Here is a 15,119-nt window from a genome sequence, read left to right as displayed (position 1 = left end):
CTATTGAGAGTTTAGACGATATTTCTATCAACATAATTAAATGGTATGAAATACCGACTGTGTACGTTCAAAAAACAATCAAAAATAAAAACAAAAATTCATAATATATATTGAAAATATATTTAATATTTCTAATAAATATTCGCCTCGTGTATTTACATGATGATTTTTCATGTTAGTAGTCATAAGTTTGGCGCCAAAAGTTTTGCTGTCACTTTGGTGTTAATTTAAGTGAAGTCGATAAGACGTTTTGTCTAGACTCGAAACTCCAGCTCGACTAGACTAAATGTCCAAAATTTGACTGTTACTTATAAAATTATAACAATTTATACACAATTTAATTAGAGGCCCTTATGCACTTCTCATTAAAAAACTTGTCTATTCGCACGCAAGTATTAGTACCAGTGCTATTTACGGCGCTGGCATTATTAATATCTTTATGGATTACTAAAAATAATTTAGAAGACGAACAGCAACGTATGGCGGAAAACACCAGCGAACTTGTCTTCTATAAAGATACCATTGCAACTGTGGTTAGTACGGTTTATCCGTTACGTATTAGCGCAGTTTATGCCATATATGATGCAAAACGTCGTGATGGTTTCGCTAACGAATTAAATACTGGTATGGGCGAAATTAAAAAAGAATTGACCATACTTTCTTCCAAAGGTTTGTTTGTTGATGAGATCAAATCCGTTAACGATACCATCAGTAAATACATTAACTATTCCCATTCTGCGATTGGCTTTTTCAGCCGCGCCGACAAAGGCTTAGTGCGTCCAGATGAGCGCAACCAGTTTATCACTGGCTATCGCACTGCAGGGAATGAAATGGTCGCTGCAATCAATGCCTTATCACAAACCGTCAACCAAAACGCCGACGCTGCGATGGCCGCGAGCCGAGCGCAAAGTGCGCGTGTAACCATGATTGCTAGCGTCTGCGTTCTGTTGGTGCTGGTGGTCTCTTTGATTGTCGCTTGGTTCCTTTCTGGTTTGATCGTTCAGCCAATCAAAAAATTGCAGCAAGTGATGAAAGAAATCGCCCGCGGCGATCTCTCTGTACGTGCTAAAGTGGAAGGCAAGAGCGAAGTCGCGCTGCTTAGTCATGACGTCAATACCACAGTTGAACAGCTTCACACTACGGTTGAGGCGCTAACACGTATCAGTGAAGATGTCGCGTCTGCGGCAACGGAACTGGCGGCAGTGATGATGCAATCTGAGCAAAATGCTCAGCAAGAACGCGCTGAAATCGAACAAGTGGCATCGGCGGTCAATGAACTGGCCAGCACGGCCCACAACGTAAGTGATAACGCCTCGATTGCCGATTCAACCGCACGCGAAGCTGACCAATTGGCCCAATCTGGTTTGTCGATTTTCAGTGAAAGTCATAAAGCCAGCGAGCAAGTTAATAAAGCGCTTAACGATGCAGCGCAAGTGGTTATGAAGCTTAAGACTCAATCAGAACAGATCAACGATGTGGTTGAAGTTATTCGCGGCGTTTCCGAGCAAACCAACTTGCTGGCGCTGAATGCTGCCATTGAAGCTGCTCGTGCGGGTGAATCTGGTCGCGGCTTTGCCGTGGTTGCTGATGAAGTACGTATGCTGGCGGCTCGAACTCAGGATTCAACGGTAGAAATTCAAACCATTATTGAAGAGCTACAACATCAATCAGGTTTAGCGAATGAAAGCATGCAGCAAAGCCTTGATATGTTAGCGAAGAATAACGAACTGACTCAGCAAGCTAATGATGCGCTGCACGGGATTACCGAATCGGTTATGAGCATCAATGATGCCAACGCTCAAGTCGCGACCGCGGCAGAAGAGCAATCTCAAGTGACTCACGACATTAACCGTAACGTGGTCAATATGTCTGAGCTAGTAAGCCAAAATGTGGCGGGCATCAGCCAGAGCGCCGCATCCAGCGCCGAGTTATCGAAATTGGCAGAGCAGCAGAAAGCGCAATTATCATTCTTTACGCTGTAAGCCATGGTTAAGCGTTAAGCGAATAAACAGCCCACTGAAAAGTGGGCTTTTTTATCTCAAATTAACTTTGCTTGAATGAGAGCGGCGAGCGCGGCTATGGTCGAATTGGTCATGGCGAATAAAGTGGTCGATTTGTTCGGCGATGTCGCTGCGATACAACATGCTAGTATGCGTATTCGGAGTTTCAATATGATCTGTCATGCCGTCAATACAGGTCTCTTTGACGGCGACGGTACCATCTGACATCAAACCACCGCCAAGTAGCAAAGGGCGAAAGCCAAATGGCAGTGTGCCAGCGATGCTGCCGAGTTTTTGTGGGTAATGCCACTCGTCATGATGATGATTCAAACCATATAAGGTCGCGTTACCAAGAATTGCGCCAAGGCCAAGCTTTTGAAGCTGTACCGCAATCGATGCGCCTTTTAGCGGCGAACCGACCGCCACGACATGGGAAATTAACTGCAAAGAAGGTTGACGAGCTTTGAGATAGTGTTTGATCATTAAGCCGCCTAAACTATGACCGACCAAAACATTGGTTTGCTGTGGGTCTAGGGCATTATCGATGGTCTGAAACACGCGCTCATCTTCAATCGCAACGGTATTGTAGCTGACCACTTGAGTCGAATAGCCGAGTTTACGCAGTTTCTGACTTAGGGGTTTCATGACCACGCCATGCATATACAAACCATGCAATATGATGATATTCATCGAGTGTTTCCCTGAAAAAGCCGAGCCATTAATATAACCAAATTCGTGTGTGGCGAAAACCAGCCTCGGCGAAAATTGCTGTTTTCCTACGCTTACCGATTGCTATGGTTGCTGCTTTGCTGCTTTGCTGCTTTGCTGCTGACTGGGCATAGCATTGCGATTTGGCTTCGGTCTATTTCGCGCTCGATGCTTGATCCACTAAATACAGAATCGATTGATAACTGATACCGCTATGGTGTGACAAGCCGATTTCACAGCTGCGGCTATTGCTAAAGCCTCGTTTACAGTGTTTGGGAATCTGTGCTTTGAGCGGCGCAAGCGCCGCGGCGTTAAGTTCAGGCGTAAACAGCCCTTTATCACCGGCCCAGCCACAGCAATCGATATGTTCAGCGACAATCACTTCACTGGCGCAGCGTTTGGCTGTGTCGAGCATTCGCTGCTCAAGGCCCATACGCTTGGCACTGCAGGTAATGTGCAACATGACGGTTTCTTGCACTGGCGTAATATTTAAATGCTCAATAAGGTGGCGTTCAACAAACTCGCTAGGTTCAAAGATGGTCATTGGCTTGGTGAAGTGCTGCATGCTCTGCTTAACGCATGGGCTGGTATCCATCAGCACTGGATATTCGCCTTGGCGACTGGCTTGCCACAGCGCTTGTTCTAGCTGCTCGGCTTTTTGGCGCGCGAGATCCGCAAAGCCCTTGCTGGCATACGGCAAGCCGCAACATAACTCGTTGAGCGATTTCGCCGTGATAATGTCATAACCGGCCTTGGTGAGTAGAGATGTGGTCACTTCGGTGAGTGAGCGCTTATCGATATCGGTGCGGGAGCTGCCCATAGTGCGACTGATGCACGAGGGCAAATACACCACCTTACGGTGATTAGACGTCGCCGGGGATTCTTGAAACTGTGCGAGGTGATGGCGGTTACGGTTGGGTAATTCGCTGAGCCAAATCGGGGTTTGATTGGCGGTTTTGGCGCGCAGTTTGAGGCTTAACTTACTCAGGCGCTGATGAGGTAGCCACTGGCCAAGCTGATATTGTGCCGCAAGGCCCACTTTGAGCCATCGTGTGGCGCTGGAGAAATGGTTAGCGCTCCAGTGAGCAATACCAGCGCCTTTTGCATTGCGTGCTCGTAATTGTTTGATTAGCTCGCCAGTGTTAATCCCCACGGGGCAACGCTCGGCGCACAAACCGGTCGCCGCGCAGGTATCAATGCCTTGATATTGAAATAGCTCCGTTAAGCCATGGGCGCTTTGGTTGGCGCTGCGGCGACGGGCGAGTTCACGATAGAGAATAATGCGTTGGCGCGGCGACAGCGACAAGGTTCGAGAAGGGCAAACCGATTCACAAAAACCGCACTCGATGCAGGGGTCGACCAGTGAGTTTGTCGCAGGCATGGGTTTTAAGTGTTCAAGATGGGCGTTAGGGTTGGCGTTAATGATAACTCCAGGATTAAGGAGTGAATGCGGGTCAAACAGCGCTTTGATTTTCTGCATCAGTTCAAGGCCTTGCTTGCCCCATTCCAGCTCGATAAATGGCGCCATATTACGCCCGGTGCCATGCTCTGCTTTAAGCGAACCTTGGTATTTCACCGCGACCAGTTCGCTGACGTCTTGCATAAACGCGCCGTAGCGGGAAATTTCTTCCTGAGTTTCAAAACTTTGAGTAAAGACAAAATGTAAGTTGCCATCCAGCGCGTGACCAAAAATGATCGCTTCTTGATAGCGGTACTTATCAAATAACGCTTGCAGGTCGCGAATTCCGCCAGCCAGTTTGGCGACCGGAAACGCCACATCTTCGATGATAACTGTAGTGCCAAGGCTTCGCACTGCGCCAACGGCTGGAAACAGACCTTTGCGTATTTGCCATAAAGCCGAGACGGTCGCGGAATCGCAGGTAAAAGCGACTTCCTCAATGCGTTCAAACGCCGCGATGGCCGCCATGATGGTTTGGCATTGAGCGTCGAGCTGCTCGGCGCTGTCTGCATGAGATTCCACCAATAGCGCGCAGGCATTGAGGTCGAGATTAGCGATAAAATCCGCCATGCCAGGTTTACCGGCAATCGAGCGTAGTGAGCGGCCATCCATTAGCTCCACGGCGGCAACCGGCGTTTTAGCCATTGCACTGACCGCTTGGCTAGCGGTGTCGATATCGGCAAATACCAGTAGCGCTGAGGCTTTAAATGGCTGCTCTTTGACGGTGCGATAGGTGATTTCGGCGATAAAGCCGAGTGTGCCTTCCGAACCAATCATCAGATGCTCAATCACATCAATCGGTGATTGATAGTCCACCAGTGCATTAAGGGCGTAGCCGGTGGTGTTTTTGAGCCGATATTTGTGATAAATGCGTTTGCACAGCGCCGCATCACTTTGGGTGTGTTCGCACAGCGCTTCAATACCCGCGATGAATTCGCTGTGCTGGTGTTTGAAATTATGAATGCTTTCATCATCGCCGGTATCGAGCATCGTGCCATCACTGAACACTATCTTCATACTATCGACGGTGCGATAAGAGTTTTGCGCCGTGCCACAACACATGCCACTGGCGTTATTGGAGGCGATACCACCGATTTTACAGCTGTTGATAGACGCAGGGTCTGGGCCAATTTTACGTTGATAGGGCAACAAGTAACGGTTTGCGTCGGCGCCAATCACACCCGGTTGAAGGCGAATTTTTTCACCATTTTGCAAAACCTTGTGTCCGCGCCAGTCATCTGTGAGGGTGATGAGCACTGAGTCCGACAGTGCCTGCCCAGACAAACTGGTGCCTGCGGCGCGAAACGTAACCGGCAAGCGCAGTTCGGTGCAGGTCTTAAGCGTGAAAATGACTTCTTGGATACTTTTTAGTCGCAGCACCAATTTCGGCACCAAGCGATAGAAACTGGCATCACTGCCATACGCTAAACATAGGTCGGGTTGGTCAATGATACGCTTGGCATCGATACGATGTTCCAGTTTTTGTTTGAGTAAATGGTACTTGTTAACTGGTGTTAAGGGCATGGGTTGCTCCCGATCAGGCAGTGATATTTCGGCGACTATCTAGTTGGTTTGACAAGTATTAGTGATAGCACAGCCGTAGCGGCTGTGATGTGAGCCACGCAATAGCTTGGCACAATGGTTAGCGATAATCGTTGGCGAATATTCTGACGATGAGGGGCTCTAAGGCATAACAAATTGGTGGCATAAATCGATATGCCGCAGAGGATTAAGTTGCAAGATGCTTTATCTATGTGGCTGATTGTACGGTAAATGTTAAAGTTTTTTGACGTATTCCAAACGCTTGGCGTCAATGCTAGTGTGAGGTCTTTACTTGCATTGAAATGGACGCAAAATGACTTTTCGACACTCTGTTGTGGCACTGGCTTTAAGCGCGGCGAGCATCGCTGCTCCAAGTTACGCCAAGGAAGCGGTGGATCTTCTGATTAACGACGCCACAATTCTCACCATGAACGCCGATAAATCGGTGTATCAACATGGTAGCTTGGCAATCAAAGGCAACAAAATCGTCGCGGTGGGTGACCGCTCTCTCGCCGAGCGTTATCAAGCGGCTCAGTCGCTGGATGTTGACGGCGATATCGTAATGCCAGGGCTGATTAATACCCACACTCACGTGTCTATGACGGTATTTCGCTCTCTCGCCGATGACGTACCCGATCGTTTACACCGCTATATTTTCCCGCTTGAGGCCAAATTAGTGTCACGGGATATGGTGCGTATCGGCGCCAACTTAGGCAATGTCGAAATGGTTAAAGGTGGAGTCACGACTTACGCCGATATGTATTACTTCGAAGATGAAGTCGCCAAAACCGTCGACAAAATCGGCATGCGCGCGGTGCTAGGTGAAAGTGTGATTCAATTTCCGGTTGCAGATGCCAAGAACGCCGATGAGGGTATCGCCTACGCGGAAAAATTCATTCAGCAATACCGCCATCATCCGCGTATTACTCCGGCGTTTGCGCCGCACGCCCCGTACACCAACACCACTGAAACGTTGCAGAAAGTCGCTAAATTGTCGGAGCAATATAATGTGCCGGTGCTAACGCATTTGGCGGAGTCGCATCGTGAGCAAGAGAAAATCGCTGAGCGCAGCGGCGGTAAAAGCCCAGTCCAATATATGCATGACATTGGCGCTTTGAATAAGCATTTGGTGGGCGCACACATGATTTTGGTGGATGACAAAGACATTGAATTGGTCAAACAAAGTGACATGGGCGTTGCCCATAACATGAGCGCGAACATCAAATCAGCCAAAGGTGTATCGCCAGCGCTGAAAATGTATGACCAAGGCGTGCGAATTGGTTTAGGCACTGATGGGCCGATGTCTGGCAACGGATTAAGTATCATTGATGAGTTTAATCAAGTCGCCAAAGTGCACAAACTGGTTAACCATGACCGCGCGGCGATGCCGCCAGTGAAAGTGATCGACATGGCGACCATGGGCGCGGCAAGAGCACTGCATATGGAAGATAAGATTGGCTCGCTGGAAGTGGGCAAGCTTGCGGATGTCATTGTGATTGATACCAAAGCGCCAAATATGGTGCCGATGTACAACCCATATTCAGCGCTGGTGTATTCTGCCAACGCTGGCAATGTTCGCCACACGATTGTTGATGGCAAAATATTGATGCAAGACCGTCAAATGCTGACCGTTGATGAAGATGCCATTCGGGATGAAGCGATTCAGTTTACCGATGTGGTGCGTAAGACGGTTATCGACAGCGGCGAGGAAGTATTGTAACGCTGAGTCCAAACCTAAAGTTGAACGCTTTGATCATCAAGACAAAAAACGCGGGCCTCGAGCTCGCGTTTTTTGTTAGTGGTAAAACCAGCAGAATGCGGAATTGGAATGAGGTCGGCTTTTTAGGCCCGTCAACATTGCCACGCAGGTGTGCCGTCTTAGAATCAAGCACTTATATTATCAATCCTCTTGCTAGTTAAGTTTGTGTTCTACGCTTTGATGGTGAGCACACGGTTATTCTAAGAGGGTGAGTCTGAGTTGTTTGTAGTAAGGCGCACGCAAAGTGGGTCAATACCAAGTCCAGTTAGGGCGGGAGATCGATGTGTTGAATAAAAAGGCCGCGTTAACGCGCACTTCACTGTTGTTGCTACTAGTCAGTGGCTCTGTATCCGCTTACCCGTTAAATGTGCTTCTTTATCATCATGTTGCCGATGACACCCCGTTTACCACCTCAACCAAAGTCGCCGATTTTCTCGCTCAGTTAGATGACTTTAAAGCCAAAGGTTATCAGATCGTCGATTTAGAACAGGCGGTTACGCAAATCAAAAATGGTCAATTGCTGAAACAAAAAAGCTTGGCGTTAACTTTTGATGATGCTTTTGCCTCAGTGTGCAATACGGCTTACCCGGAACTAAAAAAACGCAAACTGCCATTTACGGTATTTGTGGTGACTAAACCTATCGACCACCACTACCCGGATTACTGCAGTTGGGCGCAGCTCAAAGAGATGTCAGCCAATGGCGTGACGATTGCGAACCACAGCGTTGATCACGCCCATTTGGTGAAAAATGCCTTTAGCGATGACGACTGGCTTGAAGCCACCAAACAAAATATCACCGCAGCGGGCTTGCGCATCAGCGAGCAAATCGGCAAAACATCGACGCTGTTCGCTTACCCATACGGCGAGTATAACAATGACCTTAAAGCTTGGATGAAACAGCAAGGCTACATTGCGTTCGGTCAGCAGTCGGGTTCTATCGATGTGGTCTCCGATTGGCAAGCATTACCGCGCTTTAATGCGGCGGGGAACTATGCCACACCAAAAGCGCTGCGTCACAAAATCAGTGCTCAGCCACTGCCACTGGATTACGCTCAGTTGCCAAGTCCGCAAACGCTCAATCCACAGCCGGAGCTTAAAGTGACAGTGATGCCCTCAAAGTATGTTTACTATCCTCATCTGCAATGCTATCTCGATGGGCAATCACTGAAAGTGGACTGGGAGAACAAAACCACTTTTGTGACTCAGCCTGATGCGCCGATGAGCGCGGGTCGTCATCGCCTCAACTGCACCGCGCCGCATCGCAACGGGTGGCCGTATTACTGGCTGTCGCAGCAGTGGGTGGTGGCGAAAGACCGAACCAAGCTGCCATCAAGCGAGCCGAAGCAAGAATCCGAGCAGCCACAGTCACAGCCACAAGAGCAAAGTAAAATCGCATCGATTGATTGAAGCGCTGTTTCGCGCCGATTTGATGCGTTTTGAATATGACAGCGTTGGCGGAGTTTGTTAAGGTCATCAATCAAATAACAAAAATCAAACGATGACAGCGCATTGAATGCGCGATTTTGCCGAGCAAGAGGATGGTATGAAGAGAATAGGGATATTAGGTGTGGGTGAGCTCAGCGAGAAAATCGTCGCGGGTATTTTCAAACACAACCATTTGGCGCGGGTGTATTTATCGCCACGCAATTTTGACCGCGCCCAACGCTTAGCCAGTGAATTCCCATGTGAAATCATGCCCGATAACCAGGCGGTGGTGGACAAATCCGAAATCGTGATTATTGGTGTGCGCCCTGAATCGCTTGATGAGCTAAGCCGCGAAGTCACTTTTAGCTCGGAGCAACTGGTGGTATCGCTGGTGGCGGGCTATTCGCTGTCAGATACTCAGCAGCTGTTTGGCCATCAAAACTGTGTACGCGCCATGCTGAATTACGCGGCGGAAGTGAATAGTAGCACTGTGATTATGGCGCCGAAAAATGCCGATGCTGAAGCGCTATTTGCGCCGCTTGGTGATTTGGTGGCGCTGAATACTGAGGCGGAATACCAAGTGGCAACGGTGAGTATGTGTATGAACGGCTGGTATTACTTTCTGGCCAGCCAAATGCAGTCTTGGCTAGAAAAACAAGGGCTAGAGAGCCATGACGCGCGAGCATTGGTGCTGGGCAATTTACGCGATTGCGCCGCCTATGCCGGGGAACATCCTGACTGGAGCCTGGAAGACTTAGGTAAATCCATTTCAACGCCGGGCACCTTTACCGAGCAAGGTCGCCACTTTTTGCAAAATGCGGGCGCATTTGAGGCGTGGCAGAACGCCAGCGATGACGTGTTGAATCAGTTACGCAAAAAGCGTTAGTCATCAAAGCAATCTCCAATCATTCTTCCACATAAAAAGGCGAGCTTAATCGCTCGCCTTTATCGTTTAAGGTCTTAGTATGAATTCGTAATGGGTAGGACGAGTTTCGTGCTCTACAATTTTTTTCGCGTTCTACAACAGATTATTCGGAAAATCTTTTGGTAGTTCACTGGCTGGGCAGTTGATAACGTCTTCGTTATTTTCACCGCAATCACGTACAAAGGTGATAGTGGCAAATTCGTCGATCACTTCGGTTGGGTAAACCGGGCCTGCTTCACGATACGCTTCCATTTGCGGAATATGATCGTTTTGGAAACAGATGGTTTTTTCTGGATTATTGATGATCCAACGAGGGAAGAAAATCGTGCCGTGGAACACTTTGTCTGCCAAGTTAATGATCAGGCTCACATCGGTACCGGTTGGTTCGGTCCAAGAGATTTTGTACACCTCGTCAGCGACGCGCACCAGATAGATCTCTTGATGTTTTACCCAACGATTACCCACGATGCCGCTGTGAATACGGTAGTCCATGGTGTGATCGTTTTTGACATACACTTCGTAATTCCAACCGTTGTCGTAGGTATAAACCAGATGTTTACCAACGATGCCGCTTAAATCTTGTTTATCAAACATAATCAACTCCTTAGAAAAATTTAACAGCCATTTATTTGGCCGATGAAGTTACTATACCCTTATTATTTTTATGTAAAAGTCGCCATTTTTGATGTTAAATATAAAATTATTTGATGTTTATGAGGGTGTTATGTTTCATTCCACGTTAGAGCAGTGGCAGTTGCTGCGCAGTGTGGTGGAAGAGGGCAGCATTGCGAAAGCCGGAGACAAATTGTTTCGCAGCCAACCTTCCATCAGTTATCAACTGAATCAACTTCAGCAGCGCCTTGGCATTGAACTGCTCGAACTACAAGGGCGAAAACTCATCTTAACCAAAGAAGGGCGCGCGCTGCTTGAGCAAGCCAGTTTGCTGCTTGATGGCTGGCAGGATTTAGAGCTTAAAGCGCAGTCGATTCAACAAGGTGAACGTGCGGTGATCAATCTGGTGGTCGACAGTTTGTATCCTAAAGCTTGGCTATTTGCCGCGCTCAAGCAATTCAATCAACAATATCCTAATACTCATATTCACCTTAAAGAGACGGTGCGCGACGAAGGGCGGATTATGCTCGATCAGGCGAATGATGATGTGTATGTGATAAGCCTTGATCATAACGCTAAGGTTGAAAAAGCGCGTCTAACCGATGTGCAATTTATGCTGGTGGCGCATCGCAATCACGACATATTTCGCTCGGCAGAGCATCTACGCGCCTCGCAACTGAAACGCTTTCCGATGATTCAAGTGGTGGATCGTCACCATCAGCAAGCGGCCCATTCGCCAACCAAATATCAAGAGTCGTGGTTTTTTACCTCGTTGCCGTCGGCAATTGATGCCATCGTCAACAATCTTGGCTGTGGTTGGTTACCAGAAAGCGAAATTCAAACCCATCTCGCCAGTGGCGAGCTTCAACCGATTTCCAGTCAGGCGAGTATGAGCCGCGTGACCTCACTGTATTTGGTGAAAAATGACCAAGTTCGCTACGACGCCTGTGTTCAGGCATTGGCGGATGCGCTGCAAAATAACAAAGCGCGGGATTAAAACCTATGGTTATTTTGTTAGGGTAATAAAAGATGAAGCACGGAGAGCACATATGCGTCAAAGCATCAAACATGATGTCAAAGCGAAACCTGATTGGAGCCGATGCTTAACCGCTGCCATGTTGGCGGCCATTATGCTGCTTGGCGGATGCAGTAAAACCGATTGGCGCACCGCAAGTCGAGAACCGGCAGGTATTGCGCCAGATCCAGCCGTCAACCAGCAAGCGGTGATCGAATTTTACGCCGCGGATGCGTTTGGTTGGCGAGGCTGGTTTGCGGTGCATTCTTGGTTGGCGGTCAAAGCCAACAATGCCAGTGAATATACCGTGTATGAGGTGGTGGGATGGCGAGTGGGTCGCGGTCAACCGGCGCTTTCTCACTACACGACAGCAACCCCGGATCGTTACTGGTACGGTGCTAAACCAGAAAAAATTCTTTCGCTTCAGGGGCCGCAAGCTGCAAAGTTGATTCCTAAGATTGAAGCGGCTATTGCGCGTTACCCTTGGGCTAATCAATACACGCTTTTCCCCGGGCCAAATAGCAATACCTTTCCGGCGTGGGTGGGGTTACAAGTCCCTGAGCTTGGCCTAAATATGCCGTTTCGCGCTATCGGCAGTGGTTATGCGGATTAACCTTTAGCTTACGCGGGATTAAAACAGGCGAGCATTGCTCGCCTTTGGGCATCGTGGCTATTCGCCGTTTGCTGTTAATCTTCCAGCAACACGGTGGTGTTGGTATTGAGATCTTCTTCGTTAACCTCCGGCCAACCATCGCGCCAATGCACTTGTAAAATACGTAATTTTTGGATGCCGTCATCGGCGGTTTCGTAGGCATGGAACACCATATAATCTTTGTGACCAAAGGTGTAAACCGCGTTATGACCCAGCGCCGCCCAGTCATCATTTCCGCCAAGTACCAGTGAGCCACCCCCTTCCAACATCGATACGCCATCTTTATCGTAATACGGACCTTGAATATTGTGGCTACGGCCAACCATGATTTTGTAGGTGCTATCTACGCCTTGGCAGCAGAAATCAAACGATGCAAAAAGATAGTAATACGGACCTTTTTTGAAGATAAACGCCGCTTCGATCGGATTGTAGGTGACGCCCGGGCGCGTGGCCAAGTCATACCACTCTTGAGGCTCGGCCACGCTGGTAAGATTGGGGTTGAGTCGCACCAGTTTCAAACCGCCCCAAAACGAGCCAAATGCCATCCACGGCGTGCCATCTTCATCGCGAGTCACCGCAGGGTCGATGGCATTCCAGTTATCTTGGTCTGGGTCAGATTGGATCACAATGCCTTGGTCGACCCATTGGTAGTTGCGGGCTTTAGGGTTGAGGGTGGCATTGGTTGCAACGCCGATCCCAGAGGTATTTTGGCCAAACGCCGACACCGAATAGTAGAGGTAGTATTTACCGTTCTGTTTGACGATGTCGGGCGCCCATAAATTACCATCAAAATCGGGTGCTACGTCAGTTGCCCAGTCCGGTTCGGTGGCAAAGACCCGATCGGAATAGCGCCAATGCACCATGTCCGGCGAGGAATAAACGGTGATGCCCGGGCCTGTGCTGAACACGTAGTAGGTGCCGTGGTCGCGCGCCATGGTGGGGTCGTGCACTTCCAATTGATCTGCCTGTGCGAGCGATAAACTTGCTAGACCGAGTAGTAATGACGTTGCGAGGGAAATTCTGCGTTTCATTGTTAGCCTTTTTCTAAGTAATCAGTGTATTAACTGATACGGAGACGTTCCATATCTGCGTGTTGGGGGCACGGCTAGACTATAGAAAAATGCGCATAACTAAGATGCGAGCTTGGACAATGAAATAGGGCTATCTGGTGATGGGAATATCAGTATCTCGTTTGGGGGAATTGCGCTTATTTTGCATGACTTAGTGAGATATTAAGCAGCAGGCGGGCGTGTACCCCACCTGCAAATGAGTTCGCATGTCTGTCAATTTACGGCAGTTGTATTGACGCTCAATCAGACACTAACTCGGTAGTGTGAGTATTGAGGTCACTCTCATTGACAACCGGCCAACCGTCTTGCCAAGTTATAGGCAGAATGCGCAGGCGCTGAGTGCCGTTGGTGGCCATTTCATAAGCGTGCAATACGATATAATCTTGGTTATCAAAGGTATAGACCGAGTTGTGACCAACGCCTGCCCAGTCTTTATTGCCAGTCAACACTGGGGTACCGCCGCCTTCAAGCATGGATTTGCCGTTTTTGTCAAGATATGGGCCATCGACATACTTACTGCGCCCAACCACGGTTTTGTAGGTGCTTTTCACGCCGCGACAGCAAAAATCAAACGAGGCAAACAGGTAGTAATAACCGTCTTTATAAAAGATAAATGGCGCTTCGATCGGGTTATATTCCACGCCAGGACGGGTAGCCAAGTCATACCAAGTTTGCGGTTGTGCCAACTCAGTCAGATTGGCATTGAGCTTAACTAATTTTAGTCCGCCCCAAAACGAGCCAAAACTCATCCACGGCGTGCCATCTTGATCGTGAATCACGGCTGGATCAATCGCGTTCCAGTTATCGCGAAATGGCACCGATTGCAACACGATACCCTGATCGACCCATTGGTAATCTGCAGATTGCGGGTCGAGGGTTTTGTTGACTGTTACGCCAATTGCTGAGGTGTTTTGGCCAAAGGCTGACACCGAATAATAGAGATAAAACTTGCCGTCGTGCTGGATGATGTCCGGCGCCCACAGGTGGCCATTAAAATCCGGAGCAACTTTGCGCGCCCAGCTTGGTTGGCTTTTAAACACTCTTCCACTTTGGCGCCAATGTACTTTGTCGGTTGAAGTATAGATGGTGACGCCAGGTCCGGTGCTAAACAGGTAGTAAACACCGTTTTCTTGTACCATGACCGGGTCATGAGCTTGAACTTGGGTAGCATTCACCATCGGCAGGACAGCAAAGTAACACGCCAATGTGGCCAGCACTTTTATTATTATGTTCATGAAAATCCTTTTATTTCTCGAAATTGGCCGAGCAATTGTATGAGCTTAAATGCATTTTGACTGCGATCGCTGCCCGTTAATTCCGTTAGGGCGGCGTGACAAATCACACTTTAATGCAAGCGTAGTGAACTACACTTGAGTCACGACCACCCATCAGCAAGAACCTTGAATACCGGCGTGGTCGTTAAGGCGAGTTTATGAAATATTGTTTAGCAGCCATGAGCGCTGCGATACTTTACAGCGTGAGTATGACCAGTGTTGCCGCATCCAATTCGATGACGTCAGAAAGTACTATGATGAATGACAATGCCAAATCGGCGCAGCAGCAAGGGATGAGTAAGATGGGCGAGGCGAAGAGCCAAACCAATAGCATGCACAATCAAATGACAATGACACAAGCACAGCGCCAAGATTACCAACAAAAGCTTAAGTCGTGTCAGCGCGATGGCCGCAGCGCCAAAGAGTGTGAAGCTAAATTGCACAAGCAAATGCAAAATAGTAAAGAGATGCAAAAACCTAAATCGAAAAAGTATAACTAGCAAGACGGATGTAGAAGCAAGTATCGATTGGCTAAATACGATGAATAAAAAAGCGAACCGTATGGTTCGCTTTTTGTATGGAGCTGCGGGCCTATTAGCGAATGGTAATTTATTTAGCCAAGTGTTGCCTCTATCGCTGTAGTCACCACTTCTGGTGCTAAGTGGTCGCTGGCCCAA

The 15,119-nt window shown here is 48.5% G+C and carries 12 protein-coding genes; 7 read left to right on the top strand and 5 right to left on the bottom strand.

The features are described 5' to 3' along the window. Window positions 1-353: 353 nt before the first annotated feature. Window positions 354-1,982, top strand: a complete 1,629-nt coding sequence (locus BLS03_RS18345) for a methyl-accepting chemotaxis protein (RefSeq protein WP_093277351.1) — start codon at window positions 354-356, stop codon at window positions 1,980-1,982. A 51-nt stretch (window positions 1,983-2,033) separates the two neighbouring features. Here BLS03_RS18345 and BLS03_RS18340 read toward each other — a convergent pair whose 3' ends face one another. Next, window positions 2,034-2,690, bottom strand: coding sequence for an esterase/lipase family protein (locus tag BLS03_RS18340; RefSeq protein ID WP_093277347.1), 657 nt, complete (start codon window positions 2,688-2,690; stop codon window positions 2,034-2,036). A gap of 172 nt (window positions 2,691-2,862) precedes the next feature. Further along, complete coding sequence (locus BLS03_RS18335; protein ID WP_093277344.1) at window positions 2,863-5,691, bottom strand: FAD-binding and (Fe-S)-binding domain-containing protein; 2,829 nt, start codon at window positions 5,689-5,691, stop codon at window positions 2,863-2,865. Between the two features lie 331 nt (window positions 5,692-6,022). Here BLS03_RS18335 and BLS03_RS18330 point away from each other — a divergent pair, with 331 nt between their 5' ends. From BLS03_RS18330 to BLS03_RS18320, 3 genes are all read left to right on the top strand, one after another. Next, a complete protein-coding gene (locus BLS03_RS18330; RefSeq protein WP_093277339.1) occupies window positions 6,023-7,429 on the top strand; it encodes an amidohydrolase in 1,407 nt (468 codons plus the stop codon). Between the two features lie 322 nt (window positions 7,430-7,751). Further along, entirely contained in the window at window positions 7,752-8,876 is a 1,125-nt protein-coding gene (locus BLS03_RS18325; protein ID WP_176765633.1) for a polysaccharide deacetylase family protein, read from the top strand. Between the two features lie 136 nt (window positions 8,877-9,012). Beyond that, on the top strand, window positions 9,013-9,780 hold the full coding sequence (locus BLS03_RS18320) for an NAD(P)-binding domain-containing protein (protein ID WP_176765632.1): 768 nt from the start codon (window positions 9,013-9,015) through the stop codon (window positions 9,778-9,780). A gap of 132 nt (window positions 9,781-9,912) precedes the next feature. Here the strand turns inward: BLS03_RS18320 and BLS03_RS18315 are convergent, their stop codons facing one another. Then, complete coding sequence (locus BLS03_RS18315) at window positions 9,913-10,413, bottom strand: phenolic acid decarboxylase (RefSeq protein WP_176765631.1); 501 nt, start codon at window positions 10,411-10,413, stop codon at window positions 9,913-9,915. Between the two features lie 130 nt (window positions 10,414-10,543). Between BLS03_RS18315 and BLS03_RS18310 the strand changes: the two genes are divergently transcribed. Both BLS03_RS18310 and BLS03_RS18305 read left to right on the top strand, forming a co-directional pair. Then, a complete protein-coding gene (locus BLS03_RS18310; protein ID WP_093277329.1) occupies window positions 10,544-11,428 on the top strand; it encodes a LysR family transcriptional regulator in 885 nt (294 codons plus the stop codon). A gap of 118 nt (window positions 11,429-11,546) precedes the next feature. Further along, window positions 11,547-12,059, top strand: a complete 513-nt coding sequence (locus BLS03_RS18305) for a DUF3750 domain-containing protein (protein WP_176765636.1) — start codon at window positions 11,547-11,549, stop codon at window positions 12,057-12,059. Window positions 12,060-12,133: 74 nt separating this feature from the next. Here the strand turns inward: BLS03_RS18305 and BLS03_RS18300 are convergent, their stop codons facing one another. Both BLS03_RS18300 and BLS03_RS18295 read right to left on the bottom strand, forming a co-directional pair. Next, window positions 12,134-13,129, bottom strand: a complete 996-nt coding sequence (locus BLS03_RS18300) for an arabinan endo-1,5-alpha-L-arabinosidase (protein ID WP_093277321.1) — start codon at window positions 13,127-13,129, stop codon at window positions 12,134-12,136. Window positions 13,130-13,407: 278 nt separating this feature from the next. Further along, window positions 13,408-14,403, bottom strand: coding sequence for an arabinan endo-1,5-alpha-L-arabinosidase (locus tag BLS03_RS18295; protein ID WP_093277318.1), 996 nt, complete (start codon window positions 14,401-14,403; stop codon window positions 13,408-13,410). Window positions 14,404-14,600: 197 nt separating this feature from the next. Between BLS03_RS18295 and BLS03_RS18290 the strand changes: the two genes are divergently transcribed. Next, the gene (locus BLS03_RS18290) at window positions 14,601-14,942 is read left to right on the top strand and encodes a hypothetical protein (protein WP_093277316.1); all 342 of its coding nucleotides are present in this window, start codon (window positions 14,601-14,603) and stop codon (window positions 14,940-14,942) included. Window positions 14,943-15,119: the final 177 nt, after the last annotated feature.

This window comes from Vibrio xiamenensis (assembly GCF_900100015.1).
GTDB classification, from domain to species: Bacteria; Pseudomonadota; Gammaproteobacteria; order Enterobacterales; family Vibrionaceae; genus Vibrio; species Vibrio xiamenensis.
Note: the sequence above shows the minus strand (reverse complement) of the source record. Positions and strands in the feature narration are given on the sequence as shown.